General features: G+C 74.0%; 30 protein-coding genes. 15 read left to right on the forward strand and 15 right to left on the reverse strand.

What is annotated here, in order from left to right; genetic code table 11:
• The first annotated feature begins 111 nt into the window (after positions 1-111).
• The 3 genes from AC1UE4_RS01650 to AC1UE4_RS01660 are packed head-to-tail and all read left to right on the forward strand — an operon-like array spanning position 112 to position 1,210.
• Positions 112-447, forward strand: coding sequence for a hypothetical protein (locus AC1UE4_RS01650; RefSeq protein ID WP_482915481.1), 336 nt, complete (start codon positions 112-114; stop codon positions 445-447).
• Positions 448-472: 25 nt separating this feature from the next.
• Positions 473-1,015 (forward strand): hypothetical protein, encoded by a 543-nt coding sequence (locus tag AC1UE4_RS01655; protein WP_482915482.1) that lies wholly within the window; start codon positions 473-475, stop codon positions 1,013-1,015.
• Positions 1,016-1,033: 18 nt separating this feature from the next.
• On the forward strand, positions 1,034-1,210 hold the full coding sequence (locus AC1UE4_RS01660) for a hypothetical protein (RefSeq protein WP_482915483.1): 177 nt from the start codon (positions 1,034-1,036) through the stop codon (positions 1,208-1,210).
• 2 nt (positions 1,211-1,212) lie between these two features.
• Here AC1UE4_RS01660 and AC1UE4_RS01665 read toward each other — a convergent pair whose 3' ends face one another.
• Positions 1,213-1,881 carry a CatB-related O-acetyltransferase gene (locus tag AC1UE4_RS01665; protein WP_482915484.1) on the reverse strand — a complete coding sequence of 223 codons (669 nt, stop codon included), beginning with the start codon at positions 1,879-1,881 and terminating at the stop codon, positions 1,213-1,215.
• A gap of 42 nt (positions 1,882-1,923) precedes the next feature.
• On the opposite strand from AC1UE4_RS01665, the gene AC1UE4_RS01670 reads away from it, so the two are divergent.
• A complete protein-coding gene (locus AC1UE4_RS01670) occupies positions 1,924-4,104 on the forward strand; it encodes a winged helix-turn-helix domain-containing protein (RefSeq protein WP_482915485.1) in 2,181 nt (726 codons plus the stop codon).
• Here the strand turns inward: AC1UE4_RS01670 and AC1UE4_RS01675 are convergent.
• The 5 genes from AC1UE4_RS01675 to AC1UE4_RS01695 form a co-directional block, all read right to left on the reverse strand.
• Positions 4,082-4,624 carry a hypothetical protein gene (locus tag AC1UE4_RS01675; protein ID WP_482915486.1) on the reverse strand — a complete coding sequence of 181 codons (543 nt, stop codon included), beginning with the start codon at positions 4,622-4,624 and terminating at the stop codon, positions 4,082-4,084. The genes AC1UE4_RS01670 and AC1UE4_RS01675 overlap by 23 nt on opposite strands.
• Positions 4,621-4,884, reverse strand: a complete 264-nt coding sequence (locus AC1UE4_RS01680; protein WP_482918185.1) for a zf-HC2 domain-containing protein — start codon at positions 4,882-4,884, stop codon at positions 4,621-4,623. The genes AC1UE4_RS01675 and AC1UE4_RS01680 overlap by 4 nt, the downstream gene beginning before the upstream one ends.
• Entirely contained in the window at positions 4,884-5,534 is a 651-nt protein-coding gene (locus tag AC1UE4_RS01685) for an RNA polymerase sigma factor (protein WP_482915487.1), read from the reverse strand. The genes AC1UE4_RS01680 and AC1UE4_RS01685 overlap by 1 nt, the downstream gene beginning before the upstream one ends.
• A gap of 127 nt (positions 5,535-5,661) precedes the next feature.
• Positions 5,662-6,972, reverse strand: coding sequence for a dihydrolipoyl dehydrogenase family protein (locus AC1UE4_RS01690; RefSeq protein ID WP_482918186.1), 1,311 nt, complete (start codon positions 6,970-6,972; stop codon positions 5,662-5,664).
• Positions 6,969-8,843, reverse strand: a complete 1,875-nt coding sequence (locus AC1UE4_RS01695; RefSeq protein ID WP_482915488.1) for a glycoside hydrolase family 15 protein — start codon at positions 8,841-8,843, stop codon at positions 6,969-6,971. Before AC1UE4_RS01695 ends, AC1UE4_RS01690 begins: the two co-directional genes overlap by 4 nt.
• A 72-nt stretch (positions 8,844-8,915) precedes the next feature.
• On the opposite strand from AC1UE4_RS01695, the gene AC1UE4_RS01700 reads away from it, so the two are divergent.
• The 5 genes from AC1UE4_RS01700 to AC1UE4_RS01720 all read left to right on the forward strand — a co-directional run bounded on the left by AC1UE4_RS01700 (position 8,916) and on the right by AC1UE4_RS01720 (position 13,665).
• Entirely contained in the window at positions 8,916-9,731 is an 816-nt protein-coding gene (locus AC1UE4_RS01700) for a glucose 1-dehydrogenase (protein ID WP_482915489.1), read from the forward strand.
• Positions 9,716-10,462 (forward strand): cyclase family protein, encoded by a 747-nt coding sequence (locus AC1UE4_RS01705; RefSeq protein ID WP_482915490.1) that lies wholly within the window; start codon positions 9,716-9,718, stop codon positions 10,460-10,462. The genes AC1UE4_RS01700 and AC1UE4_RS01705 overlap by 16 nt, the downstream gene beginning before the upstream one ends.
• 10 nt (positions 10,463-10,472) lie before the next feature.
• Entirely contained in the window at positions 10,473-12,035 is a 1,563-nt protein-coding gene (locus AC1UE4_RS01710; protein ID WP_482915491.1) for a GMC oxidoreductase, read from the forward strand.
• Positions 12,032-12,493: a hypothetical protein gene (locus tag AC1UE4_RS01715; RefSeq protein ID WP_482915492.1), complete on the forward strand. Its 462-nt coding sequence runs from the start codon at positions 12,032-12,034 to the stop codon at positions 12,491-12,493. The genes AC1UE4_RS01710 and AC1UE4_RS01715 overlap by 4 nt, the downstream gene beginning before the upstream one ends.
• Before the next feature lie 80 nt (positions 12,494-12,573).
• Complete coding sequence (locus AC1UE4_RS01720; protein WP_482915493.1) at positions 12,574-13,665, forward strand: lactonase family protein; 1,092 nt, start codon at positions 12,574-12,576, stop codon at positions 13,663-13,665.
• 75 nt (positions 13,666-13,740) lie between these two features.
• On the opposite strand, the gene AC1UE4_RS01725 is transcribed toward AC1UE4_RS01720, so the two are convergent.
• Genes AC1UE4_RS01725 through AC1UE4_RS01755 form a run of 7 tightly spaced genes read right to left on the reverse strand, consistent with a single transcriptional unit; the run spans position 13,741 to position 19,560 of the window.
• Positions 13,741-14,139 carry a hypothetical protein gene (locus tag AC1UE4_RS01725; protein ID WP_482915494.1) on the reverse strand — a complete coding sequence of 133 codons (399 nt, stop codon included), beginning with the start codon at positions 14,137-14,139 and terminating at the stop codon, positions 13,741-13,743.
• Positions 14,136-14,291 carry a thioredoxin domain-containing protein gene (locus AC1UE4_RS01730; protein ID WP_482915495.1) on the reverse strand — a complete coding sequence of 52 codons (156 nt, stop codon included), beginning with the start codon at positions 14,289-14,291 and terminating at the stop codon, positions 14,136-14,138. The genes AC1UE4_RS01725 and AC1UE4_RS01730 overlap by 4 nt, the downstream gene beginning before the upstream one ends.
• A complete protein-coding gene (locus AC1UE4_RS01735; protein ID WP_482915496.1) occupies positions 14,288-15,844 on the reverse strand; it encodes an SMP-30/gluconolactonase/LRE family protein in 1,557 nt (518 codons plus the stop codon). Before AC1UE4_RS01735 ends, AC1UE4_RS01730 begins: the two co-directional genes overlap by 4 nt.
• Positions 15,841-16,674 (reverse strand): GlcG/HbpS family heme-binding protein, encoded by an 834-nt coding sequence (locus AC1UE4_RS01740; RefSeq protein WP_482915497.1) that lies wholly within the window; start codon positions 16,672-16,674, stop codon positions 15,841-15,843. Before AC1UE4_RS01740 ends, AC1UE4_RS01735 begins: the two co-directional genes overlap by 4 nt.
• On the reverse strand, positions 16,671-17,474 hold the full coding sequence (locus tag AC1UE4_RS01745; RefSeq protein WP_482915498.1) for an SMP-30/gluconolactonase/LRE family protein: 804 nt from the start codon (positions 17,472-17,474) through the stop codon (positions 16,671-16,673). The genes AC1UE4_RS01740 and AC1UE4_RS01745 overlap by 4 nt, the downstream gene beginning before the upstream one ends.
• A 20-nt stretch (positions 17,475-17,494) precedes the next feature.
• Positions 17,495-18,709 carry a cation:proton antiporter gene (locus AC1UE4_RS01750; RefSeq protein ID WP_482915499.1) on the reverse strand — a complete coding sequence of 405 codons (1,215 nt, stop codon included), beginning with the start codon at positions 18,707-18,709 and terminating at the stop codon, positions 17,495-17,497.
• A gap of 5 nt (positions 18,710-18,714) precedes the next feature.
• Complete coding sequence (locus AC1UE4_RS01755; protein WP_482915500.1) at positions 18,715-19,560, reverse strand: aldose 1-epimerase; 846 nt, start codon at positions 19,558-19,560, stop codon at positions 18,715-18,717.
• Positions 19,561-19,633: 73 nt separating this feature from the next.
• Between AC1UE4_RS01755 and AC1UE4_RS01760 the strand changes: the two genes are divergently transcribed.
• The gene (locus tag AC1UE4_RS01760; protein WP_482915501.1) at positions 19,634-20,245 is read left to right on the forward strand and encodes a DM13 domain-containing protein; all 612 of its coding nucleotides are present in this window, start codon (positions 19,634-19,636) and stop codon (positions 20,243-20,245) included.
• 6 nt (positions 20,246-20,251) lie between these two features.
• On the opposite strand, the gene AC1UE4_RS01765 is transcribed toward AC1UE4_RS01760, so the two are convergent.
• The gene (locus tag AC1UE4_RS01765; RefSeq protein WP_482915502.1) at positions 20,252-20,968 is read right to left on the reverse strand and encodes a DJ-1/PfpI family protein; all 717 of its coding nucleotides are present in this window, start codon (positions 20,966-20,968) and stop codon (positions 20,252-20,254) included.
• Between the two features lie 115 nt (positions 20,969-21,083).
• On the opposite strand from AC1UE4_RS01765, the gene AC1UE4_RS01770 reads away from it, so the two are divergent.
• From AC1UE4_RS01770 to AC1UE4_RS01790, 5 genes are read left to right on the forward strand one after another with little or no spacing between them, the layout of a single operon-like run.
• On the forward strand, positions 21,084-21,323 hold the full coding sequence (locus AC1UE4_RS01770) for an ArsR/SmtB family transcription factor (protein ID WP_482915503.1): 240 nt from the start codon (positions 21,084-21,086) through the stop codon (positions 21,321-21,323).
• Positions 21,311-21,799: an ArsI/CadI family heavy metal resistance metalloenzyme gene (locus AC1UE4_RS01775; RefSeq protein ID WP_482915504.1), complete on the forward strand. Its 489-nt coding sequence runs from the start codon at positions 21,311-21,313 to the stop codon at positions 21,797-21,799. Before AC1UE4_RS01770 ends, AC1UE4_RS01775 begins: the two co-directional genes overlap by 13 nt.
• Before the next feature lie 10 nt (positions 21,800-21,809).
• Positions 21,810-22,475 carry an MIP/aquaporin family protein gene (locus AC1UE4_RS01780; protein WP_482915505.1) on the forward strand — a complete coding sequence of 222 codons (666 nt, stop codon included), beginning with the start codon at positions 21,810-21,812 and terminating at the stop codon, positions 22,473-22,475.
• Positions 22,475-22,879, forward strand: coding sequence for an arsenate-mycothiol transferase ArsC (locus AC1UE4_RS01785; protein ID WP_482915506.1), 405 nt, complete (start codon positions 22,475-22,477; stop codon positions 22,877-22,879). Before AC1UE4_RS01780 ends, AC1UE4_RS01785 begins: the two co-directional genes overlap by 1 nt.
• A complete protein-coding gene (locus AC1UE4_RS01790; protein WP_482915507.1) occupies positions 22,876-23,340 on the forward strand; it encodes a GNAT family N-acetyltransferase in 465 nt (154 codons plus the stop codon). The genes AC1UE4_RS01785 and AC1UE4_RS01790 overlap by 4 nt, the downstream gene beginning before the upstream one ends.
• Here the strand turns inward: AC1UE4_RS01790 and AC1UE4_RS01795 are convergent.
• Entirely contained in the window at positions 23,337-24,086 is a 750-nt protein-coding gene (locus tag AC1UE4_RS01795) for an enoyl-CoA hydratase-related protein (RefSeq protein ID WP_482915508.1), read from the reverse strand. The genes AC1UE4_RS01790 and AC1UE4_RS01795 overlap by 4 nt on opposite strands.
• Positions 24,087-24,090: the final 4 nt, after the last annotated feature.

Consider the following 24,090-nt stretch of genomic DNA (forward strand, 5'->3'; position numbering starts at 1 on the left):
CCCGCCTCGATGTCCGGGACGCGCGCCGCCGTGACAGTGGCAGCCATGGCAACGCAGGGTCGACTTCCGGAAGGCACGTGGCGTGTCCGCCACGCGGACTCCGCGGTCGCCGTGGGCGCAGCGTTGCTCGCCGGGTACGACGCGGTGCTGGCCGTGCCCGACTCCGGAACGGGCGGGATGCTCGCCTGCTCCCACGCCCATGGAAGCTTCGCTTCAACCGAGGTCTGCCGAACGGCCGACCGCCTCGAGGTCGACGGCCTGCTCACCGTCCGAGGGCGCACGCTCCCGATCACCGCCGCAGGGTCCGTCGCCGAGACGGACGCGGCGCGCACGCTGACCCTCGTGCTCACGACCGTCATCGACCCGCGGCAGTTCGGCGACGCGCCGTCGCCGCTCGGCACCCCTGTCCACGTCCGCGCGCAGCTGGTGCTGCAGCGCACTGCCTGAAGCAACCCAACGGGAAGGAACCAAGATGAGCACGAAGCCTGTCCTGCTCGCCCTCGCCATCACCGGCGCCGCCGTGCTGCCCGGTGCCGCTCCGGGCCGAGCCTCCGCCGGCGATCGCGTCGTGATCGCCAACGCCTCGGTCGAGGTGACGAAGCGCGCCGACGGCGAGTACGTCGCGAGGTCGCGCTCGACCGGGCACCGGACGGCGCTCGGGACGAAGCTGTCCAGCCTCCTCATCGACGTCGACGGCAACTACGTCGGGTTCGCACGGCGGGTTCGCGGCGGCGTCGCGGTGCTCTCGATCGACGCGCGATCGGGGAAGGTGCGCCGGCGGGCTCGCGCGGCGAACGCCATGGGCCTCCAGGTCCGGCGGACCGGCACGGTCGTCTGGGTGAGCGAGCGCTTCAAGACCCGCTCCGTCCACGCCCGCACCGCCGCCGCGGACGTCGTCCTGGGCAGCGGCGAGGCCATCGACCCGCGCTCGCTCGCCATCGCCGACAGCGACGCGACGACGACGCACGTCTACTGGGTCGACGGCTCGGACCCGAAGACGGCGTCGGTCGAGTAGCGAGGGGAGGCGAGAGCGATGCGCACGTCCGGCCGCGGTCTCATGAGCGCCGCCCTTGCCCGGCGAATCGCCGGCGCGGCGGCGGTGCTGGCCTGCACCTTCGGACTCGGGGCGGTCGGCTCCGCGCCCGGCGACGGCGAGCGTGAGTCCTCGCGCGGCCGCCCGCATCCGTTCGTGCTGTGGATGATCGGATGACCTCAGCTGTCGCGGAGCAGCCTGTGCGCGTCGGCGATCGCCTCGAGCTCGGCCGGGGTGCCGGCCATGATCGTGCGGGCGTGCTCGGTGACGAGCTCGAGCGGCCAGTCCCACCAGGCGGCGCGCAGGAGGCGCTCGACGTCGTCGTCCGAGAACCGCCGGCGGACGACGCGCGCCGGGTTGCCCGCGACGATCGCGTAGGGCGGCACGTCGGAGGCGACGACGCTCGCCGCCGCGACGACGGCGCCGTGGCCGATCGTCACGCCGGGCATGACGAGCGCCTGGTAGCCGAACCAGACGTCGTTGCCGACCACCGTGTCGCCGCGGCTCGGGGCGCTCATGACGAGGTCCATGGTCCGCTCGGCCCACGGCTCGCCGAAGATGCCGAACGGGAACGTCGACGGTCCGAGGTCGGCGTGGTTCGCGCCGGGCATCAGGAACCGGACGCCGGAAGCGATCGCGCAGAAGCGCCCGATGACCAGCCGCTCGGGCCCGAAGCCGTAGAGGACGGCGCGCTGCTCGAACGCGAGCGGGTCGTCGGGGTCGTCGTAGTACGTCCACTCGCCGACCTCGATGCGCGGGTCGCGGACGAGCGGCCTGAGGAAGACGACCCGGTCCTGGCCCGCGACGGGGTGGATGCGGTCGGGGTCCGGAGCAGCCGCGGAGCTCATGGACGTCGATCCTCTCTCAACTGCCTCAGGTAGTGTCGGCGGGTGTCGAGTCCCACCGACTCCGGGACCGTTCTCGTCACGAAGGTCCAGGCGCCTCCGCCGCGCGATCTCGTGCCGCGCCCGGCGCTGGTGGAGCGGCTCGCGTCGGCGCCGCCGCGGCGGCTGTCGATCATCGAGGCGCAGGCGGGGTGGGGGAAGACGACGCTGCTGACGGCGTGGGCGACGAGCCCGGCGGAGCGCCGGCCGTTCGCCTGGCTGCAGCTCGACCCCGCCGACGACGAGCCGACGCGGTTCTGGCGCTACGTCGTAGCGGCGCTGCGGACGCTCGATCCGCGGCTCGGGGCGCCGGCGCTCGAGCTGCTCGCCGTGCCCGGCGTCGACACGGCCGCCGAGGTCGTGCCGCGGCTGATCAACGACCTCGCCGAGAGCGGCCTGGCCGCCGTGCTGGTGCTCGACGACTTCCACGTCGTCTCGTCGACGGCCATCCGCGACGGCGTGCAGTACCTGGTCGAGCGCCTCCCGCCGGGAACCGAGGTCGCGATCGCCTCCCGGACGCGACCGCCGCTGGCGCTCGGCCGGCTCAGGGCCCGCGGCGAGCTGCTCGAGGTCGGCGAGGCGCACCTGCGCTTCAGCCCCGGCGAGGCCGCCTCGCTGCTCAACCGCGTCGTGAACCTCGGCCTCACCGACCGCCAGCTCGACATGCTCCACCGCCGGACGGAGGGGTGGGCGGCCGGCCTGTACCTCGCCGCGCTGTCGCTGCGCGACCGCGCCGACCGCGACGCGTTCATCGAGGCGTTCTCCGGCAGCGACCGCCTCGTCGTCGACTACCTCGCCGACGAGGTCATCGCCGGCCTCGACGACGACGTGCGCACGTTCCTCGTGCGCACGTCGGTCCTCGACCGCCTGACCGGCCCGGTCTGCGACGCGGTGGCGGGAACGACGGACGGCGCGGCGCGGCTGCGGGCGATGGAACGCTCGAACCTCTTCCTCGTCCCGCTCGACGACCGCCGCGAGGTCTACCGGTACCACCACCTCTTCGGCGACCTCCTGCGCCGCGAGCTCGACCCCGCGCTCGCGGCCGAGCTGCACGCGCGGGCGTTCGCGCACCTGCTCTCCGAGGGCGACGTCGACCGGGCGATCCGCCACGCCGTCGCCGCCGGCCAGGTCGACGCCGCCGTCGAGCTGATCGTCGAGCACTGGCCGTCCTGGCTGCTGGCCCGCGGCGAGCACGGCGCGATCGACGCGTGGCTGCAGGCGCTGCCGCGGGAGGTCGTCGAGCGCGACCCCCGGCTCTGCGTCGCGATGACGTTCACCGGCCACAGCCTCGGACGCGCCCACGAGGTCCGCCCCTGGATCGAACGCGCCGAGCAGCTCGTCGACGACCGCACGCCCACCCACGTGCGCCTCGACGTCGCGGCGGCGCGCGCCTCCAACGCGCTCCAGACGGGCGACGTCGACACCGCGCTCGCGGCCGCTACGCGCGCCCTGGCGCTCGGCGACGTCGCTTCGCCGTGGGTCGCGCTGCCGCACGGCGTGCGCGCGCACGCGCTGCGATGGTCGGGCGACACCGAGGGCGCGCACGAGGCGTTCGGCGACTGGCTCGAGGCGAGCGCGGCGCGCGGCCTGCTGCTGGGCGTCGTGCACTCGCATGCGTCGCTGGCGCTGCTCGCGGCGGAGGCGGGCGACGAAGAGGCGACTCGCCGGCACGCCGAAGCGGCCTTCACGGAGGGCGCCGATCGCTTCGCCGAGCACTGGGTCTCGCTCGACGCCCACGTCGCCCTCGCCCTGCTCGACCGCGACCGAGGTCACGCCGCACGCCTCGTCGCGCTGGCCGAGCGCGGCGGCGTCCCGGGCGACCGGGCGAACGCGCTGCTCGTCGGCGCCGACGTGCTCGCCGACCCGGCGCTCGTCGGCCGGGCGCGCGAGGTGCTCGCCGGCTGCCCGGCGCCGGGCGGGCTGGTGCTCGAGCGCCTCGCCGCGGCGGAGCGGCGCCGCGAGGAGCCGGGCGAGGGCGAGGAGCTGAGCGAGCGCGAGCGCGAGGTGCTGCGGCTGCTCGCCTCCGAGCTCACCCAGCGCGAGATCGGCGAGGCCCTCTACGTCTCGATGAACACCGTCAAGACGCACGTCCGCCACGTGTGCCGCAAGCTCGGCGCGTCGGGCCGCGAGGACGCGGTGGCCCGGGCGCGCGAACGCGGCCTGCTCAGCGGGCGGGGCCCGGGGTGAGCCGCAGCTCGTCGGCGAGCCACGCGCTCTGAAGCGCCCGCTCGGCCACGACGGCGTCCGACCCGCCCGCGGCGCGCGCGGCCTCCACCGCGAGCACGGTGCTGACCGCGGCGGTGCGGAAAGGATCGCGCTCCGCCGCCTCGGGGGAGCAGAACACGGACGCGTCCTCGACGTAGCCGGCGACGCCGTACTCGCGGATCCGCTCGGCCGCCGCCGCGGCGAACCCGCCCGCCGTCTCGCGGTTCCACGCCTCGACGCGCGAGAGCAGGCGCCCCTCGGACGCGACGAGCTTCGGCCCGCTCTCCGCGACGGGCCCGCGCAGCTCGACGCGCCACAGCTCCTCGCCGAGCCAGAACGGCAGGTGCTCGATCGCGCACGCGTGGACGCCCGCGCGGCACGTCGCCGGCGCGCCCGTCGCGGACCCGACCCAGGCGCCGGGGCGGTCGCCCTCCGGGAGCGGCCACCGAACGAGGCTGAACGGCCCGACACCGCCGGCCCGCAGGATCTTGAAGGCGATCATCCCTGCTCCTCCAGCGCTCGCCGCTTCCAGCCGCGGAACGCGTCGAGGAGCGGGCCGAGCTGCTCCTCCGTCGGCTCCTCGACCTTGACGTGGCCCGTCACGTCGGCGGTCCGCCGCATCTGGTCGAGGTAGTTCTCGCAGCCACGGCACGTGAGGATGTGCAGCTCGAAGCGCGTCCGCGTCGCCTCGTCGAGGCCGCCCTCGAGGTACTGGGTGACGAGCTCGACGATCTCGTCGCACTTGATGTCGTCCGGTCCCATCAAGCGCCCAGCCGCTCCTCGATCGCCTCGCGCACCTTGGCCCGCGCGCGATGCAGCAGGACACGCTGGTTGCCCTCGCTGAGGTCGAGCGCGGCGCAGACCTCCTCGGCGCTGAAGCCGCCGATGTCGCGCAGCGAGATGACGGTCCTCTGACGTTCGGGGAGGTGCTCGATCGCCGTGCGCACGACCGCCATCGTCTCACGCGACACCAGCCGGTCGTGGGGAAGCGCGCTCCAGTCGCTCGGCGCGGCCGACCAGTGCCCGGCCCACCGGTGATCGGCCGGCAGGAAGCGATCCGGGTCCACGGTCGGCCCGTCGTCGTCCTCGCTCGCGAGCGAGCTGAACGGCACCTGGCGGCGGTCCTTCATCGCCCGGGTGATCGCCCGCTTGACGAGGATGCGGAAGATCCACGTCTTCAGCGACGCCCGTGCCTCGAAGCGGTCGATGCCCTCGAGCACGGCCAGCCACGTCTCCTGCACGACGTCCTCGGCGGCGCGCGAGTCGGCGACGTAGCCGCGCGCGACGCGGAGCATCAGCGGATGGTGCTGCTTGACGAGCGCGAGGAAGGTCGCCTCGTCGCCCGCGCGCAGCCCCGCGACCACGGCCGCGTCGCCGGTGCCGATCGTCGTGCGCGTTGCCTTGGTCACCATCACGGCCAAGGCTCTCGCGCGCCCGGGTGACGCGTCAACGCAGCTCACCCGGGTGATCCTGCGCGCCGAGCGCCGGGCAGGCCTCGCGCAGCAGGGCCGCCGGGCGAATGGCGCGCAGGCGTTCACCTCACACCTCGACCGGGACGCGCGCCGCGAGGGCGCTGAACGCCTCCACGTAGGCCTCGGAGAACGTCGGGAACGGCTGGATCGTGTCGCGCAGGACCGCGAGCGGCACGCGCGCGCGGATCGCGAGCGTCGCCTGCTGCAGCCACTCGCCCGCGTCGGGGCCGACGGCGTACGCGCCGGTCAGCACCTCGCCGTCGGACACCAGCGTCAGGAACCCCGGCGTCGTGTCGTAGGCGCGCGTGTACGTCGCGGTGCGCGGGACGTCGCGCAGCGCGACGGTCGCGCTGTACGGCCCGTCCGCGACACCGACCGCGGCCGCCTGCGGGTCGGAGAACACCACGCGCGGCACCGCGTCGTACGACGCTCGCGCGTCGCCGCCGAGGATGTTCGCCGCGGCGATCCGGGCCTGGTACTTGCCGACGTACGTCAGCGGCCAGATGCCGGTCACGTCCCCGACCGCCCAGAGCCCGTCGGCCACGCGCATGCGGTCGTCGACGACGACCTCCGAGACGCCGGCGGGCAGCCGCGGCCGGCGACCGGTCGCAACCAGTAGCCGGTCGCCGCGCACCTCGCTGCCGTCGCCGAACGCGAGCACGTACTCGCCGTCCTCCAGCCGCGCCGCGGTCGCGTGCATGCCGAGGACGAGCTCGATGCCGTCGGCGCCGAGCGCCTCCTGCACCGCCTCGCCGATCGCCGCGGGCTCGCGCGGGAGGACGTGCGGGCCGCCCTCGACGACGACCACGGAGGCGCCGAGCCGGGCGACGGCCTGCGCCATCTCGACGCCGACGGCGCCGCCGCCGAGGACGAGCAGCCGGCGCGGCACCTCGCGCAGCCCGGTGACCTCGCGGTTCGACCAGACGCCGGGCAGCTCGCGCAGGCCGGGAACCGGCGGGACGACCGGCTCCGAGCCGGTCGCGAGCACGACGTGCTCGGCGGTGAGGACGCGGTCGCCGACGCGGACGATGCCCGGCCCGACGACGTTCGCCTCGCCGCGGACGACGTCGATCGCGCGGTCGGTCAGCCAGGTCGTCGCGCCGGCGTCGTCGTACTCGGAGACCATGAAGTCGCGCCAGGCGAACGCCGCGGCCGGGTCGACGGGACCGGCGTTCGCGCCGGGCACGTCGCGCGCGGCGGCCACGACCTCGCCGGGCCGCACGAGCGTCTTCGACGGGATGCAGCCCCAGTAGGAGCACTCGCCGCCGACCAGCTGGCGCTCGACCACCGCCACCCGCAGGCCGCCCTCGGCGAGCGCGCCCGCGCAGACCTCGCCGGCGGGCCCGGCGCCGACGACGATCGCGTCGTAGGCGCTCATGACGCCCGCGCCCGGTCGAGGTGCCACGCGGCGACGATGAGGCCGATGTGGCTGAACGCCTGCGGGAAGTTGCCGAGCAGCTCGCCGCCGGCCGCGACGTCGACCTCCTCGGCGAGCAGCCCGAGGTCGTTGGCGTAGCCCGTGAGCATCGCGAACAGCGCCTCGGCGCGGTCGACCTCGCCGGCGAGCGCCAGGCACGAGACGAGCCAGAACGAGCAGAGGACGAACGTGCCCTCCTCGCCCGTGAGGCCGTCGGCGTTGAGGCCGTCGTCGTTGCGGTAGCGCAGGACGAGCCCGTCCTGCGTCAGCTCGTCGGCGATCGCGTCGATCGTCGCGCGCATGCGCGGGTCGTCGGCCGGGAGGAACCCAACGAGCGGCATGAGCAGCGCGGCGGCGTCGAGCTCGTCCGAGCCGAACGCCTGCGCGAACGCGCCGCGTTCCTCGCTCCACCCGCGCTCGAGGACGGCCGCGCGGATGAGCTCGCGCTCGGCCGTCCACTCGTCGACCTTCGCGTGCATGCCGAGCCGGTCGGCGAGGCCGATCGCGCGGTCGAGCGCCACCCAGCACATCACCTTCGAGCTGAGGTGATGCTGCGGCTCGCCGCGCATCTCCCACATCCCGGCGTCGCGCTCGCGCCAGCGGCGTGCCGCCGCGTCGGCGAGGTCGGCGATGAAGCGCTGGATCTCCGGATGCAGTTCGCCGAGGGCGTCGCGGTAGAGGTGGATCGCGTCGAGCAGCTCGCCGTAGACGTCGAGCTGCCGTTGGCCCCACGCGCCGTTGCCCACGCGCACGGGGCTCGAGTCGCGCCAGCCGCGCAGATGCGGCAGCTCGCGCTCGGCCAGGTCGTGCCGGCCGTCGATCCCGTACATGATCTGGAGATCGCCCTCGACGCGGCCGCCGGCGCTCGAGGTCATGAACGAGATGAACTCCTCGGCCTCGTCGGAGCACGATCCGATGTACAGCGCCTGCACGGTCAGCGAGGCGTCGCGGACCCAGGCGTAGCGGTAGTCCCAGTTGCGCTCGCCGCCGACGGTCTCCGGCAGGCCGGCCGTCGGGGCGGCGACGATCGCGCCGGTCGGGCGGTAGGTCAGGCCCTTGAGGACGCGCGCGCTGTGGCGCACGAGCTCGCGCTCCGGTCCGTCGTAGACGTCGTGCTCGGCCTCCCACGAGCGCCAGCCCTCGGCGACGTCGTCGATCCGGCCGGCGACGTACTCGGGGGCCGTCGGGCGCGGGGCCGGGTCGTCGGGCGCGGCCCACCGCAGCGAGGAGCCGACGCGGTCGCCCGCGCCGACCGAGAACGCGGCCGTCATCGTCGCGTCCTGCACCGTGACGGGGACGCCGGCGCGCATGGCGATCCGGTTCGGCCCGCCGAACGTGCGGCCGCCGTCGCCCTCCATCCGGAACAGCGGGCGGACGAGCCCGTACTCGGGCCGCGGCGCCAGCTCCATCGCGAAGCCGACGGTGCCGCTGACGCCCTCGACGAGGCGCAGCAGCTCGTGCGGCGCGTCGCGGCCGAGGTCGTGGCCGCGCTGGCCCTCGCGGAACGCGAACGCGTCGACGAGGCGCGCCGTGCCGGTCGCCGTCGTGAACGTCGTCTCGATGACGAGCGTGCCGGGCAGGTAGCGCCGCTCGACCGTCACCTCGCCCGAGGGGGTGATCGACCAGTGGCCGGCGTCCGGGTCGAGCAGCCGCGCGAACACCGCCGGGCTGTCGTAGTGGGGGAGGCACAGCCAGTCGATCGAGCCGGCGCGGTCGACGAGCGCCGCCGACGTGCAGTCGGCCAGCAGCCCGTAGTCGGCGATGGGCCGGAAGTCGGCGGGCGGCGCGGCGCCGGGCGCGGGCACGGACGCGGGAACGAGGACATCGGTCATGCGCTCCCTGTCGCGGGCGGGGCCCGGCCGTTACGCGCGTAACGCCCGGCGCCCCGGGCGGACCGGAGCCCCATGCGTGGTCTTGAAGGCAAGAACGTCCTGGTCACCGGCGGCACGTCGGGGATCGGCCAGGCGATGGCCGTCCGGTTCGCCGAGCACGGCGCGAACGTCGCCATCAACTACCTGCGGCAGCCCGGCGAGGCGGCCGACACCGAGGCGCAGGTGCACGCGTGCACCTCGCAGGTCCGCCAGATGGGCGTCAGGGACGTCCTCGTCGGCGGCGACGTCTCGAAGGAGGACGACGTCGTCGCGATGGTCGCGCAGACCGTCGACCAGCTCGGCGGCCTCGACGTCCTGGTCAACAACGCCGGGATCCAGGTCTCGAAGCCGTCGCACGAGCTGATGAACGGCGACTTCGACCGGGTCATCGACGTCAACCTGCGCGGCGCGTTCCTCTGCGCGCGCGAGGCGATCCGCCACTTCCGCGGATCAGGCCCACCCACCCGAGGCGCGATCGTCAACGTCTCGTCGGTCCACGAGGAGATCCCCAAGCCGGGCTACCTCGGCTACTCGGTCTCCAAGGGCGGGATGCACAACCTCACGCGCACGCTCGCGCTCGAGTACGCCGGCGAGGGGATCCGCGTCAACGCGATCGGTCCCGGCGCGACGGTCACGCCGATCAACCGCGCCTGGATCGACGATCCGGAGAAGCGCCGCGCCGTCGAGGAGCACATCCCGATGCGGCGCGCGGGCGAGGCCGACGAGATGGCCGGCGTGGCGGCGTTCCTCGCGAGCGACGACGGCGCGTACATCACCGGGCAGACCATCTTCGTCGACGGCGGCCTGACGCTGTACCCGAGCTTCGCGACGCCGTGGTCGTCGGAGTGAGCCGCCTGCTCGGCGCGCGCGTCTACGACCTCGGCCGGGAGCTGCACGACGGCATCCCGGTGTTCCCCGGCCGGTACTTCAAGCAGACGCTCGCGCCGAACCCCGGCCCGCGGCTGGGGGAGAACGAGGTCGACTGGACCATCGAGCTCGTCACCGCGACGATGCAGGTCGGCACGCACCTCGACGCGCTCTGCCACCTGCGCCGCGGCGACCGCGGCCACGACGGCTGGTCGCTCGGGGCCGACACGACGCCGGAGGGAGCCACGCGCCACGGCATCGAGACCGCGCCGCAGTTCGTCACGCGCGGGTGGCTCGTCGACGCCCGCGACGCCGGACACGTGATCGGCGTGGACGCGCTCGACGGCATCGACCCGCAGCCGGGCGACGCCGTCTTCTTCCACACCGGGCACGGGGCGCTGTGGGACGAGCCGGACCGCTACCTCGACGGCGAGCCCGGCCCCGGCCTGGAGGTCGCGCGGTGGCTCGCCGAGCGCGACGTCGCGCTCACCGGCTGCGACACCTGGAGCTACGGGCCCGTGCCGGCGGAGGACCCCGCCCGGCCGTTCGAGGTGCCCCAGCTCCTCAACGTCGACCACGGCGTCTACGTGGTCGAGAACCTCGACACGGCGGCGCTCGCCGCCGACGGTGTGCGCGAGTTCGTGCTCGTCCTGACCTTCCCCAAGCTGCGCGGCGCCACCGGCGCCTGGTGCACCCCGCTCGCCCTCGTCTGAAGGAGGACCCATGAGCGACTACGACGTGATCATCATCGGCACCGGCGCGGGCGGCGGCACGCTCGCGCACCGGCTCGCGCCGTCCGGGAAGCGCATCCTGCTGCTGGAGCGCGGCGGCTACGTGCCGCGCGAACCGGAGAACTGGGACACGCAGGCCGTCGTGCTCGACGAGCGCTACCCGACCGAGGAGCGCTGGCTCGACAAGCACGGCGAGGCGTTCCGCCCGCACCAGCACTACTACGTCGGCGGCCAGACGAAGTTCTACGGCGCGATCCTCTTCCGGCTGCGCGAGCGCGACTTCGGCGAGGTCCGGCACTTCGGCGGCGTCTCGCCGGCGTGGCCGATCGGCTACGACGTCCTCGAGCCGTACTACGGCGAGGCCGAGCGCCTGTACCACGTGCACGGAACCCGCGGCGAGGATCCGACCGAGCCGTGGGCGAGCGAGCCGTTCCCGTACCCCGCGGTGTCGCACGAGCCGCGCATCGAGCAGCTGCACGCGGACCTGGAGCGCGCCGGCCTGCACCCGTTCCACCTGCCGGTCGGCGTGCGCCTCGACGAGGCGGACCGCGAGAACAGCGCCTGCGTGCGCTGCGAGTACTTCGACGGCTTCCCGTGCCCGACCGAGGGCAAGGCGGACGCCCACGTCCTCGCGGTGCGCCCGGCGCTCGCGCATCCGAACGTCGAGCTGCGCCGCCACGCGAAGGTCGAGCGGCTCGAGACGTCGCCCGCGGGGCGGTCGGTCAAGCGCGTCGTGCTCGAGGACGGCTCGAGCGTGACGGGCGACGTCGTGGTGGTCGCGTGCGGCGCGATCAACTCGGCGGCGCTGCTGCTGCGCAGCGCGAACGACCAGCATCCGCACGGCCTGGCCAACGGCTCCGGCGTCGTCGGCCGCAACTACATGTGCCACTACAACAGCGCCGTCATCGCGATCTCGCGCGAGCCGAACCCGACGAGGTTCCAGAAGACCCTCGGGTTCAACGACTGGTACGCGGGCTCGCCCGGCGATGACCTGCCGCTCGGGCACGTGCAGATGCTGGCCAAGAGCGACAAGAACGTCCTGAAGGCCGGCGCGCCGGCCGGCGTCCCGAAGTTCGTGCTCGACTACATGGCCAAGCACGCGGTCGACTTCTGGGTGACGAGCGAGGACCTGCCGTCGCCCGCCAACCGCGTGACGCTCGAGCGCGACGGGCGGATTCGCGTCGCGTACTCCGAGACGAACCTCGAGGCGCACAAGCGGCTGCTGCGGCGCTTCGAGCGGCTGATCCCGAGGCTCGGCATGCACCCGAAGCTGATCCCGAACACGGTGGTCCGCGACGGGCGCATCCCGCTCGCCGGCGTGGCGCACCAGTGCGGGACCGTCCGCTTCGGCGAGGACCCGCGCACGTCGGCCCTGGACGCCGACTGCCGCGCGCACGAGCTCGACAACCTCTACGTCGTCGACACGAGCTTCTTCCCGTCGTCCGGGTCGGTGAACCCGGCGCTGACGGCCATGGCCAACGCGCTGCGAGTGGGCGACCACCTGCTCGAGCGGCTCGGTGCGACGGCCCCGGCCGCGCAGGAGGTGCTCGCATGACCCGCCCCGGCGCCCGCACCGTCGCCGAGTCGCTCGGCAAGGGCATCGTCGCCGGCCTCGCCGGCACCGCCGCGATGACCGTTTCCTCGACGATCGAGGCGAAGCTGCGCGGCCGCCCGTTCTCCACGGCGCCCGCCGACGCGGCGGCGAAGGTGCTCGGGATCTCGTCGTTCACCGGCGAGCCCGCGCACTCCCGGTTCTCGAACCTCGTCCACTGGGGCTACGGCACCGGCTGGGGCGCGACGCGCGGGATGCTCAGCGCGCTCGGGTTCTCGCCGGCGAGGGCGACGGCGACGCATCTCGCGGCGGTGTGGGGCTCGGAGCAGGTGATGCTGCCCGCGCTGCACGTCGCTCCGCCCATCACCGTGTGGGGGCGCGAGGAGGCGGCGATCGACGGGTTCCACCACGCGGTCTACGCCGTCGGCACCGGCCTGGCGTACCAGCTCCTCGACCGCTGACTGGCGCCTTCACGGCGTAACAGCAGTCCGGCGCGGCGGACTGTTCGGGACCTGTCGTCCATCCCTTCTGGAGGTCCTCCATGTCCCGTTCTCTCACTCGCCGCGCCTGCCTTGCCGCGGCCGCCATCACCTGCCTTGGCGTGACGGCCGCGCCGGCGATGGCGGACCCCGGCGCGGTGTTCACGCAGACCAACGACCCGGCCGGGAACGCCGTGCAGAAGTTCGACCGGTCCGCCGACGGGCGCCTGAGCCCGGCCGGCACGTTCTCGACCGGCGGCGCCGGGCTCGCGACGCTCGGCGGCCGCCAGGGCGCGGTCGAGCTCTCGGGCGACGGCCGCGAGCTCTACGCGGTCAACGCCGGCTCGAACACGATCTCGTCCTTCCGCGTCACGCGCGACGGGCTCGAGCTGCGCGACACCGTCGCGTCGGGCGGGACGGCGCCGGTCAGCATCGACGAGCGCGCCGGCCGCGTCTACGTCCTGAACTCCGGCGCGACGGCGAACGTCACCGGCTTCCGCGCCCGCCACGACGGCTCGCTGACCGAGATCGACGGCGCGAGCCGCGACCTGCCCGGCGCGCTCGGGGCGGCGCAGGTGTCGGTCACGCCCGACGGCGAGGCCCTCGTCGTGAGCGAGCGCCTCTCGAACCGCCTCGAGACGCTGGCCGTCGACGGGTCCGGCCGTCTCGGCGCCCCCGTCGCCACGCCGTCGAACGGCGCCGTGCCGTTCGGCTTCGCGATCGATCGCGAGGGTCACGTGCTCGTGTCGGAGGCCGGCCCGAGCGGGTTCTCGTCCTACGCCCTCGGCGCCGGCGGCGCGCTGAGCTCGATCACGTCGTCGCTGCTCGTCGGCCGCGGCGCGGCGTGCTGGGTGGCCGTGACGCCGAGCGGCAAGTACGCGTACACCGGCAACGCCTCCGGCAGCATCAGCGGGTTCCGCGTGGCGTCCGACGGCGCGCTGAGCGCCCTCGACGCCGAGGGTCTGCCCGTCGCGCTGCCGGCGACGCGCGACCTCGACGTGTCGCGCAACGGCCGCTTCCTCTACGCGGTCAGCACCGGCAACGCGCAGACCGGCGGCCGGATCGTCGGCTACCGCATCGGCGATGACGGCTCGCTGACGGAGCTCACCAGCGCGCCCGCCGCGACGGGGATCACGGGCGCCGCCGCGATCTAGTCCGGCCGGACCCGCGCAAGAAGAAGGGGCCGGGGCGCTTGGCGCCCCGGCCCCTTTCGCGTGCCCGGCGTGGATTCAGGTGTGGAGCGCCGCGGGCGCGAACGCCGCGCGGGCCTCGTCGGTCGTCGGGTCGAAGTCCGCCTTGACGCGACGGGTGACGTCCTGCAAGTCGGCCCACAGCTGGTACGAGGAGGGCCGGCCCCAGAACCAGTAGCCGCAGTACGTCCGCTCGATCGTCCGGCCGGGGCCGAGCACGAGCGTGTGCGGCACGACCGCGTTGTCGTGGTGGAGGTCGGTGTACTCGCGGATGTCGTGGCGCTGTTGCACGATGTGCTCGTCGTCGGAGAGGAACGTCCACCACGCGCCCGTCGCCGCCTTCATCCGGAACACGTCGTGCTGGGTGTTCGGCATGATCGTGACGAGCGTGGTGAACGCGACGGGCACCCACTCCTGGAGGCGCAGCAGCTCCTTCATGTGCTGGCGCTCGAGGGGCAGTGCTCGCCGCGCGAGAGGTGGACGACCATGAGGTCGTCGCCCTGCAGCGTCGAGAGGCGGTGCACGTGCCCGTTCTCGTCGGGCAGCGCGTAATCGGGCAGCACGTCGCCCGGTCGCAGGCCGATGCTCATCGGGGCGCTCCTTCCACGTCGAGGCGGATGCGGTAGACGCTGGTCTCCGCCGTGATGAACAGCGTGCGGCGATCGGCATCGCCCCACGCCAGGTTGTGCGGGGCCTCGGGCAGCCGCAGCGTCCCGAGGTGCTCGCCCGCCGCCGAGAGGACCCAGACGCCGCCCGGGCCGCAGACGTACAGGCGGCCGTCCATGTCGACCTTGATCCCGTCGATCGCGTCCTCGCCGGGCGCGGCGGTCATGTCGAACAGCACGTCGCGCGAGCGCACCGCGCCGTCGGGCGCGACCTCGTAGCGCACGACGACCTTCGCCTCCGCGTCCCAGTTGCCGACGTAGAGGAAGCGCTCGTCGGGCGAGAACGCGATCCCGTTCGGGCCGGTGAGCATGTCGTCGATCAGCACGACCTCGCCGTCGCGGACCATGAAGACGCCGGAGAACGGCAGCTCCCTGTCCGGGTCGTCGAAGACGCCGGGCAGGCCGAACGGCGGGTCGGTGAAGAAGACCGCGCCGTCCGAGCGGTGGACGAGGTCGTTCGGCGAGTTCAGGCGCCGCCCGTCGTACCGGTCGGCGAGCACGGTCGTGTTGCCGTGCGGCTCGACGCGCAGGATCCGGCGGTTGCCGTGCTGGCACATCGTCAGCCGCCCCTCCGGGTCGAACGTCAAGCCGTTCGAGCCCGGCTGGTGGAAGCGGCCGATGTCGATGCCCGTGTAGCCGCTCTTCGTGCGGAACACCTCGACGCGCCCGAGCGGTGACCAGCGGTAGATCGCGTTCGTGTTCGGCGAGCTGAACAGCAGCGTGCCGTCGGCTTCCGACCAGACCGGGCCCTCGGTGAACTCGAAGCCGGTCGCGATCCGCTCGAGCGGCGCGCCGCCGACCAGCTGCTCGAGCTCCGCGCCCTCCACCTCGAGCGGCGCCTGCTCGAAGGCGGGCGGCGCGTGGAGCTCGAGGGTGGCGGAGCGCACCCAGATGTAGTTGCGCGGCGAGGCCGAGATCGGGCCGTTGATGGCGAAGACCGCGAGCGAGAAGGTCTCGCCGGCGGTGGCCTCGCGCGTGAGGAGGACGCGGTTGGGAGCGTTGAACCCGCCGACCACCTGGCCGCCCGTCGTGCCGAGCGCGAGCGGCAGCTCACCGTCGACCCACACCTCCGCGTAGTCGTCGACGACGATCTCGAAGACGGCGGTGTGGCCGGCGAACCGCTCCGGGATCGTCACCGAGAGGCGGTACCAGCCGAACGACACGCGGCCGTGGCCGAGCCGGAGCATCGTCTCCTCGGGGGAAAGGAGCCGCCAGCCGGAGTCGTCGAAGGCGGGGTCCTCCGCGTGCGGGATGACGTCGTACGTGCGCGCCGGCGTCCGGCCGGGACCGAGGTCGTCGCCCACCTCGACGAAGTCGATCTCGCGCACCTCGGCGTCGCACCAGCGCCACTGCGCGCCGACGAGCGCGGCGCCCGCGCCGGTCTGCAGGTCGACGACGGCCTCGGGCCGGCCGGGCAGCAGCTCGGGCGGGCGGGGGACGGGGGCGACGGTCGCGGCCGGCGTGACCGTGGCGCTCATGCGGTCACCTCGGCGCGCTCGAGGGCGGCGGCGCCGATGAGCGCGAGCTCCTGGTCCTCGTCGGCCGACGAGGCGCCGCTGACGCCGATCGCGCCGGCCACGTGGCCGTCGACCACGACCGGGATGCCGCCCTGCAACGGCACCGCGCGGGCGAGGTGCAGCGCGGAGGGCCGCCCGCCGGTCGCCTGGTCCTCGAAGTCCTTGCTCGGCCGCCGGTAGATGGCCGCGGTCCGCGCCTTGTCGGTCGCGACGCCGACGCTCGCGACCTGCGCGGCGTCGGGGCGGTGCAGGTACAGCAGCTCGCCGCCGGCGTCGACGGCTGCGACCACCGGCGCGACGCCGCGCTCGGCCGCGATGGCGCCCGCGGCGTTGGCGATCGCCTGCGCGCCCTCCCGCGTCAGCGCGGGGACGGCGCTCGCGGTGAAGCGCGCGCTCGCGCCGGCGAGCGAGATCGCCTCGTCCTCGTCCGGCGTCTCGCCGCTCGTCCCGATCGCGCCGACGACCTCGCCGTCCACGGTGAGGGGGATGCCGCCGATGAGCGCGGCGGCCCCGTGCAGGGCGAGCGCGCCGAGGCGCCCGCCGGTGACCTGCTCCTCGATGTCGCGGCTCGGGCGGACGAAGATCGCGGCGGTGCGCGCCTTGTCGACGGCCACGCGTGACGAGGCCGCCTGCGCGCCCTCCGTGCGCCCGAGCCGGACGACCTCGCCCGACGGGTCGACGACGGCGATGACGACGCGGGCGCCGCGCCGGTCGGCGTCGGCCTCGGCGGCCTCGATGACGGCTGCGGCGCCTGCGGCGTCGATGGTGCGGCGGGTGCGGATCGCGGTCATGGGATCGCTCCTTCTTCGGCGGTCCAGACCGCCGTGTCGGTGGTGACGTAGAGGCGCCCGCCGCCGGCGAGCGCGAAGTTGACGGCTCCGGGGAGATGCAGCGCGCCGACGCGGCGGCCGGCCGGGTCGAGCACGAGCAAGCCGTCGGCGTAGGTCACGAGCACGCGGCCGCGCGCGTCGACCTTGAGGCCGTCCGGGTAGCCGGGGGCGATGCGCGCGAAGAGCCGGCGCCCGCTGAGCCGGCCGCGGCGGACGTCGAAGGCATGGATGACGCACGCCTCGCTGTCGCCGACGTACAGGGTGCGCTCGTCGGGCGCGAGCGCGATGCCGTTCGGCTTGGCGAAGCCGCGGGCGGCGAGGACGGTCCGGCCGCCGGGATCGACGCGGTAGACGTGGTCGCCGGTCCGCGGCGGCGGGCGGAAGCCCTGGAGGTGGCCGTACGACGGGTCGGTGAACCAGAGCGTCCCGTCGCGGGCGACGCAGACGTCGTTCGGCGAGTTGAGCGGCCGGCCGCGCCACGCGTCCGTCAGCGTCTCGGTCGCGCCGGTCCACGGGTCGAGCGCGGCGATGCGCGCGGGGGTGGTGAGCGTGCCCTGCTCGCACACGACGAGGCGGCCGTCGGCGCCGAGCGCCATGCCGTTCGCCACGTTGGCGTCGCGCCGCACGGTGGTCACCGCTCCGGTCTCCAGGTCCACCTTGCGCACGTCGACGCGCGCTCCGCGGCGGACGCTCGTGAACAGGAGATGGCCATCGAGCACGACCGGGCCCTCGTGCGCGTCGGTGCGCGCGACGAGGCGCACCGGCCCTGCGCTTCCGGGCGTCATGCCGGGACGGCGTCGGGCGGCGTGCGCGCCGGCTCCGTGCGGGTGCCGTTCAGGATCGCCAGCCCGGTCGCCGGGAACAGCACGACGCTCAGCAGACCGGCGGCGATCAGCGCGGCGGCCTGCGCGCCAGTGAGCAGCCCGAGGTCGGTGCCGATCGCCGTCGCAGCGACGATGAAGGGCAGCGACGTCGACTGCAGCAGCGCGGCCACCGCCGAGCGGCGTCCGCCGACGAACCCGCGGTAGAGGAGAGCGGGGAGACCACGCACGACGACAAGCGCAGCGAGGAACACAGGTACCAACGCCAGGTTGGAGGGCTTGTCGAGGAGCGCGTCGAGGTCGAAGCGGACGCCGCTGGCGACGAAGAAGATCGGGATCAGGAAGCCGAAGCCGACGGCTTCGAGCTTCGTGCGCAGGAGCGGGTGCGTCATGAGCTCGTCGCGGTCGAGCAGCGACAGGATGGCGCCGGCCATGAACGCGCCGAGGATGACCTCGAGGCCGAGCGACTCCGCGAGCGCGACGAAGCCGACCATCAGCACGACGGCGCCGCGCACGCGGATCTGCGCGGTCGTGTCCTGCAGGCGCACGAGGTCGCTCATCACCGCGTGCGAGCGCTCGGCTCGGCGGACGGCGAAGAAGACGGCGGCGCCGACGAGCGCCAGACCGACGAGCAGGACGACGGTCGACCCGACGCCGCCCTCGCCGGAGAAGAAGAGCGACAGGAGGATGATCGCGCCGAAGTCGGCGATAGATCCCGCGGCCACGATGAGCTGGCCGTAGGACGAGCCGATCTCGCCCGCGTCCTTGAGCACGGGGACGATGACGCCGAGCGACGTCGCGCAGAGGACGATCGCGACGAGCAGCGGCGAATCGACGAGCCCGGCGGCGTTCAGCCCGAGGCCGACGACGACGGCGATCGCGAACGACGCGGCCCAGCCGATGGCGGCCAATCGCAGCACCGTCCCCTTGAGGCGATCGAACTCGATCTCGAGACCGGAGAGGAAGAGCAGGAAGGCGAGGCCGATGAGGGCGAGCACCTCGATCGTCTGGTCGACGACGACCCAGCCGAGCACGGACGGGCCGATGAGGATCCCGGCGACGATCTCGATGACGACGCTGGGAACGCGGACGCGAGGCGCCAGCCCGAGTGCGAACGGGGCCGCGAAGGCGACGGCGCAGACGACGAGGAGGTCGGTGAAGGAGGGGGCATCCATGGCGCTCACCCCATGACCCGGATCGCGAACGCGGCGCGGTACACGGCGCCTGGCGCCAGCACGGTCAGGCCGTCGCCCGAGATGAGCGCGTTGGCGGGCGCGGTCATCGGCTCGAAGCAGATGACGCCGTCGTCCGCGGGCGCGTACACCTGCGCGCACGGGTAGCCGGACTCAAGCACCACCTCGATGCGCCGGCTGCCGCTCTCCACCGCGAAGGCGGCGCCGCCTCCGAGGCCGTCGTAGCCGTCGTCGAAGGTCCGCTCTATGAGCGCGCGGCGCTCGAAGGGCTCGGCGATGCGCTCGCCGGTCGGGATGAGCCGCGCGTCCGCGAGCAGCCGGCGCCGCGGGGGCAGCGAGACCCGCCAGTCGGGCCGTGCGTCGCCGGGCGGCGCGAAGTAGGGGTGGAAGCCGAACGCCACCGGGACGCTGCCAGCCGCGGTCGCGCGGATGGTCGTCGAGATCCGCAGCGCGTACGGCGTCAGCTCGACGCGCTGCTGCACCCGGTGCGGGAACGGGAACGCCGGGTCGTCGAAGTCGAGGACCGCCTCGAGCGACGACGACGAGCGGCCCGTGACCCGGAACGCGCGGGGCGCCACGCCGTGGATGGGGAGGCCGTGCTCGTCGCGCGGGGCGTCCGGCGGGACCTCGGCGAAGCGCTCGGCGGCGACGTAGACGTCGCTCTCGAGGCGGTTCGCCCACGGGTGCAGGAACGGGATGCCAAGTGGCCCGAGCAGCTCTTCGCCGTCGTGGCGCAGCGACGTGCCGAGCAGGCCGGCCTCCGGAGCGAACGACGCCTCCAGCGCTGCGGCGCGAAGCGTCTCGACGAGCGGGCGACTGCGGACGGTGGCCATGGCGCCTCGTCGCGCCGGGGCACCCGGGCGTTACGCGGCGTAACGTCACCGGCGCTGCTCCGGACGGTGATGCATGCGTCTCGCGCTCAACCTCGTCTGCCTCGCCGGCGTCGGTGCGATCGTCATCGCCGGCGTGCTCGTCGCCGGCGGCGTCATCACCGACGACTACCGGCTGTCCATGGCGCTCACCGGCGCGTGGTTCCTCGCGGCCGCTGCCGCCGCCTTCGTCCTGGGCCGGCGCTTCCGCACGGTGCGCTTCGGCGTCTGGGCGGGCTACCTGCTCACCGCCGCGCTCGTCACCGCCTACCTCGGCGTCACGACCCTGCGCGACCGCGTCGTCGACGAGCGGATCGTCACCGGCGCACCGGTCGCGCGCGGCGACTTCGTGTCGCACGAGCACTCGACGACGGGCACCGCCGCGGTCGTCCGGTTGCCGGACGGCCGCCGCTTCCTGACGCTGCAGGGCTTCGAGACGTCGGCCGGCCCCGACCTCCGCGTCCGGCTCGTCCCCGGAGACGGCCACGACGGAGGAGCCGACGGCGTCCTCGACCTCGGACCGCTCAAGGGCAACCGCGGGAACCAGCAGTACGACCTCCCGGCCACCGCCCGCGTCCCGGACACCACCGTCGTGATCTGGTGCCGCGCCTTCAGCGCCCCCTTCGGAAGCGCCCCGCTGCGCACGTGACGGCGTTCAGGCGCTGCCGCCGGGGAGGCGGCGGCGCAGGCGCGTCGCGCGGGCGCCGAACATGTGACGGCTGTACGCGCGCACCTGCGAGAGCGGGCGGTCGCCCAGCATGATCTTCAGGCCGAGGCGCAGCGTGCTCGCGCTGGCGGTGTCGGGTGAGCCGGCGGCGAACGGGGGTTGCGGGTCGTACTCGATGCCGAGCTGGAGTGCCTCGGCGAGCTTGCGGCCGTGGACCCGGTCGGTCAGCGACAGCGCCATGTCGATGCCGGCGGAGACGCCCGCTCCGCTGACGTGGGTTCCCTGCCACACGACGCGGTCTCCGACGACGTCGACGCCCATCGCGCGGAGGTTGTCGCGGAACGCCCAGTGGGTCGTGGTCCTCTTGCCCTCGAGCAGCCCAGCCGCGGCGTACAGCCCGGCGCCGGTGCAGACCGATGCGGTCCACGCGCAGCCGGGTGCGGCGGCCCGGAGCCAGCCGATGAGCACGTCGTCCTCGAGCACGGACAAGGGGTCCTCGCTGCCGGGGACGACGATGAGGTCCGGCTGTGGGAGCGTCTCCGGCGTGTCGGTGGGGACGATCGTCATGCCGCGATCGGTCGTCACGGGGTCGGCCGAGCTCGCCACGAAGTGCACCGAAGCGCCCGGCCAGCGGCTGATGATCTCGTACGGGCCGACCAGGTCGAGCGCGGTGAACTTCGGATAGACGACGTAGGCGATCTCCATCGGCTCGCCGATCCTCTCATGGACGTTGACATAGACGATCGTCTATGGAACGTTTCCCGGCGTGGTCCCATCGAAGACCGTCGATATGACGAGGCGCGCCGAGCGTGTCGCTGAGGTGGCGCGGCTGCTCGGCGATCCGATCCGCGTGCAGGTGCTCGACCTGCTGCGCGAGGCGGACGGCGACGTCTGCCAGTGCCATCTGCAGCCGCTCTTCGACGTCTCGCAGCCGACGATGTCGCATCACCTCAAGAAGCTCCGCGAGGGCGGGCTCATCGAGGTCGAGCGGCGCGGCAAGTGGGCCTACTACTCGATCAACGAAGACGCCCTGGAGGTGCTTCGCGCATGGCTGTCCTGAGACCTCACCTGGCGCTGACCGTCACGGACGTGGAGCGCTCGATCCCGTTCTACGAGGCGCTGTTCGGCGTCGAGCCGGAGAAGCGCAAGCCGGGCTACGCGAAGTTCTCGGTGGCCGACCCCGCCCTCAACTTCACGCTCACGCAGGGGCAGCGCACGGAGCTCGGCGCGTTCAACCACGCGGGCATCCAGGTGGAGAGCGCCGGCGACGTGCTCGCCGCCAAGGAGCGCCTCGTCGCCGCCGGCCTGGCCGCCTTCGACGAGATGGACACGACCTGCTGCTACGCCCGCCAGGACAAGATCTGGGTCCGCGATCCCGACGGGACGCCGTGGGAGGTGTTCGCCACCCACGAGGACACCGAGGAGCACGGCGAGGGCGGCCTCGCGATGGCCGAGCAGGCGTCGTGCGGCTGCGGCGGCGAGAGCGAGTCGGAGTGCTGCTCGACCGTCGAAGCCTGCTGCGCCACCTCCACGTAGGGGTCCACGCGTGACGAGGCCGACCCTCGCGCGGCGCGTGACCGCGGAGGCGATCGCGGCGTTCGCGCTCATCTTCTGCGTCGGCGGAGCGGCGGCCGCGGCGGCGGCCGGCAAGGCGGACCTCGGGCTCCCCGCTCAGGCGGCGGTGTCCGGCCTGGCGATCCTCGCGCTGGTCTACGCGGTCGGGCATCTCTCGGGTGCGCACATCAACCCGGCGGTGACGATCGCGTTCACGCTGACGCGGCACTTCCCGGGCCGCGAGGCGGCGTCCTACATCGGCGGCCAGCTCGCCGGAGCGGCGCTCGGGGGCCTGCTGCTGCTCGCCGTGTGGCCGGACAGGCCGGGGAACCTGGGAGCGAACGCGATCGGCGTCGGCACGGGCTCGGCGCTCGTCGTCGAGACGATCCTGAGCGCCCTGCTCATGTTCGTGATCATGGCCGTCGCGACCGACACGCGCGCCGTGGGCGCGGGCGCCGCGATCGCGATCGGCGGCGTCGTGCTGCTCGACATCCTCGTCGGCGGCGGCGTGTCCGGGGCGAGCATGAACCCGGCCCGCTCGTTCGGCCCCGCGCTCGCGTCGGGGGCGTGGGACGACTTCTGGATCTGGATCGTCGGGCCGGTCCTCGGCACCAGCCTCGGCGCCGTCGCCTACCAGTTCGTCCGAGGGGAGGCCTGATGGCCCACGTGCTCTTCGTCTGCCTGCACAACGCCGGCCGCTCGCAGATGAGCCGCGCGCTCTTCGAACGCGCCGCCGCCGGCCGGCACACCGCCGACTCCGCGGGCAGCGAAGCGGACCCCGGCGCCCACCTCCACCCGCCGGTGATCGCGGTGATGGACGAGCTCGGCATCGACCTCTCCGATCGCCGGCCGCAGCGGCTCACCGACGAGCTCGCCGAACGAGCGGACGTCGTCGTGACGATGGGCTGCGGCGACGCGTGCCCGTACATCCCGGGCAAGCGCTACGTCGACTGGGAGCTCCCCGACCCGAAGGGCCGCTCGGTGGACGACGTCCGCGCCACGCGCGACGACATCCGCGCCCGGGTCGAGCAGCTCGTCGCCGAGCTCGACGCGGCCGCGTGAAGCTGCGCCCCGCGACAGGCGAGGACCGCGAGTGGATGGTCGCGCTGCTGCGCGACGACCGCATCGCCGCGTCGCTGTCGACGCTCGCCGAGCAGGCGCTCGACGACCCGGAGAGCGAGGTGCTCGTGATCGAGGACGAGGGCGAACGAGCCGGCGTCGCCTGCTGGACGAGGAAGAACCGGCGCAGCCGCATCGCGGGGATCCACACCGTCGCGATCGATCCCGGCCGGCAGGGGCGGGGCCTCGCCGTCGGCGCGTTGCGCGAGCTGTCACGCCGGCTGTTCGACCAGCACGGCTTCCATCGGATCGAGGCCGAGGTCTACGGCTTCAACGCCGCCGCCCGCCGCGCGTTCGCGCGCGCCGGGTTCGCCGAGGAGGGCGTCCGGCGCCGTGCCTACGACCGCCACGGCGATTGGCAGGACGGCGTCCACTTCGGCCTGCTCGCCGACGACCCGCGCTAGGACGACGCGAGGTCCTTGCGGCGCATGGACCACATCTGCGACGAGCGCTCGAGCTCGAGCGCGGCGGCCCAGGGGAGCGCGGGTGGGCCGGCGACGGCGCGCATCGAGCGGGCCGTCCGGCGGGCGAGCTCGGGGTCGGCGGCGGGGACCGCGGCGAGCTCGAGCGCCTTCGCCTCGACCACGTCGGCGGGGACGGCCGCCCACGCCAGGCCGAGCGCGACGGCTTCGGTGCCCGTGACCGTCGCGCCGAAGAGCTGGAGCGCGTTCGCGGTCTCGCGGCCCGCGAGCCTCGTCAGCAGCGTCGCGTGGCCGCCGCCCGGGTGGAGGCCGATGGGGAGGAACCCGGAGAGGAGCTTCGCGTCCTCGGCGACGACGCGCAGGTCGGTGGCGAGCGCGAGGTTGAGGCCCGCGCCGACCGCGCCGCCGCGGATCGCCGCGATCGTCGGCGGCTCGAGCGCGCCCACGCGCGCGAACGCGTTGTAGATGCGGCCGAGCGCGTCGTAGCGGCCGGGCTCGGCGGGGTCCTCGCCCGCCTCGCGCAGCTGCGCGCGGTCTCCGCCGGCGCAGAAGTAGGAGCCCTCGCCGGTGACGATCACCGCGCCGATCGAGTGGTCCGCGTCGATCTCCTCGCACGCCGTGACCATGGCGTCGGCCATCGCGACGTTCAGCGCGTTGCGGCGGTCGGGCGCGCGAAGGGTCAGGATGGCGACGCCGTCGCGGCGTTCGAGCGAGAGATCGTCGGGCATGACG

This window comes from Parviterribacter kavangonensis (genome assembly GCF_056863335.1).

What these genes read in the sequence shown, in the direction of transcription:
- AC1UE4_RS01785 (WP_482915506.1), top strand. Translation starts at nt 22,475, where the DNA reads ATGGCCCACGTGCTCTTCGTCTGCCTGCACAACGCCGGCCGCTCGCAG.
- AC1UE4_RS01755 (WP_482915500.1), bottom strand. Translation starts at nt 19,560, where the DNA reads ATGGCCACCGTCCGCAGTCGCCCGCTCGTCGAGACGCTTCGCGCCGCA.
- AC1UE4_RS01730 (WP_482915495.1), bottom strand. Translation starts at nt 14,291, where the DNA reads ATGAGCATCGGCCTGCGACCGGGCGACGTGCTGCCCGATTACGCGCTG.
- AC1UE4_RS01665 (WP_482915484.1), bottom strand. Translation starts at nt 1,881, where the DNA reads ATGAGCTCCGCGGCTGCTCCGGACCCCGACCGCATCCACCCCGTCGCG.
- AC1UE4_RS01695 (WP_482915488.1), bottom strand. Translation starts at nt 8,843, where the DNA reads ATGACCGATGTCCTCGTTCCCGCGTCCGTGCCCGCGCCCGGCGCCGCG.
- AC1UE4_RS01795 (WP_482915508.1), bottom strand. Translation starts at nt 24,086, where the DNA reads ATGCCCGACGATCTCTCGCTCGAACGCCGCGACGGCGTCGCCATCCTG.
- AC1UE4_RS01760 (WP_482915501.1), top strand. Translation starts at nt 19,634, where the DNA reads ATGCGTCTCGCGCTCAACCTCGTCTGCCTCGCCGGCGTCGGTGCGATC.
- AC1UE4_RS01750 (WP_482915499.1), bottom strand. Translation starts at nt 18,709, where the DNA reads ATGGATGCCCCCTCCTTCACCGACCTCCTCGTCGTCTGCGCCGTCGCC.
- AC1UE4_RS01775 (WP_482915504.1), top strand. Translation starts at nt 21,311, where the DNA reads ATGGCTGTCCTGAGACCTCACCTGGCGCTGACCGTCACGGACGTGGAG.
- AC1UE4_RS01710 (WP_482915491.1), top strand. Translation starts at nt 10,473, where the DNA reads ATGAGCGACTACGACGTGATCATCATCGGCACCGGCGCGGGCGGCGGC.
- AC1UE4_RS01765 (WP_482915502.1), bottom strand. Translation starts at nt 20,968, where the DNA reads ATGGAGATCGCCTACGTCGTCTATCCGAAGTTCACCGCGCTCGACCTG.
- AC1UE4_RS01660 (WP_482915483.1), top strand. Translation starts at nt 1,034, where the DNA reads ATGCGCACGTCCGGCCGCGGTCTCATGAGCGCCGCCCTTGCCCGGCGA.
- AC1UE4_RS01690 (WP_482918186.1), bottom strand. Translation starts at nt 6,972, where the DNA reads ATGAGCGCCTACGACGCGATCGTCGTCGGCGCCGGGCCCGCCGGCGAG.
- AC1UE4_RS01685 (WP_482915487.1), bottom strand. Translation starts at nt 5,534, where the DNA reads ATGGTGACCAAGGCAACGCGCACGACGATCGGCACCGGCGACGCGGCC.
- AC1UE4_RS01720 (WP_482915493.1), top strand. Translation starts at nt 12,574, where the DNA reads ATGTCCCGTTCTCTCACTCGCCGCGCCTGCCTTGCCGCGGCCGCCATC.
- AC1UE4_RS01725 (WP_482915494.1), bottom strand. Translation starts at nt 14,139, where the DNA reads ATGAAGGAGCTGCTGCGCCTCCAGGAGTGGGTGCCCGTCGCGTTCACC.
- AC1UE4_RS01715 (WP_482915492.1), top strand. Translation starts at nt 12,032, where the DNA reads ATGACCCGCCCCGGCGCCCGCACCGTCGCCGAGTCGCTCGGCAAGGGC.
- AC1UE4_RS01680 (WP_482918185.1), bottom strand. Translation starts at nt 4,884, where the DNA reads ATGGGACCGGACGACATCAAGTGCGACGAGATCGTCGAGCTCGTCACC.
- AC1UE4_RS01700 (WP_482915489.1), top strand. Translation starts at nt 8,916, where the DNA reads ATGCGTGGTCTTGAAGGCAAGAACGTCCTGGTCACCGGCGGCACGTCG.
- AC1UE4_RS01675 (WP_482915486.1), bottom strand. Translation starts at nt 4,624, where the DNA reads ATGATCGCCTTCAAGATCCTGCGGGCCGGCGGTGTCGGGCCGTTCAGC.
- AC1UE4_RS01740 (WP_482915497.1), bottom strand. Translation starts at nt 16,674, where the DNA reads ATGACCGCGATCCGCACCCGCCGCACCATCGACGCCGCAGGCGCCGCA.
- AC1UE4_RS01655 (WP_482915482.1), top strand. Translation starts at nt 473, where the DNA reads ATGAGCACGAAGCCTGTCCTGCTCGCCCTCGCCATCACCGGCGCCGCC.
- AC1UE4_RS01735 (WP_482915496.1), bottom strand. Translation starts at nt 15,844, where the DNA reads ATGAGCGCCACGGTCACGCCGGCCGCGACCGTCGCCCCCGTCCCCCGC.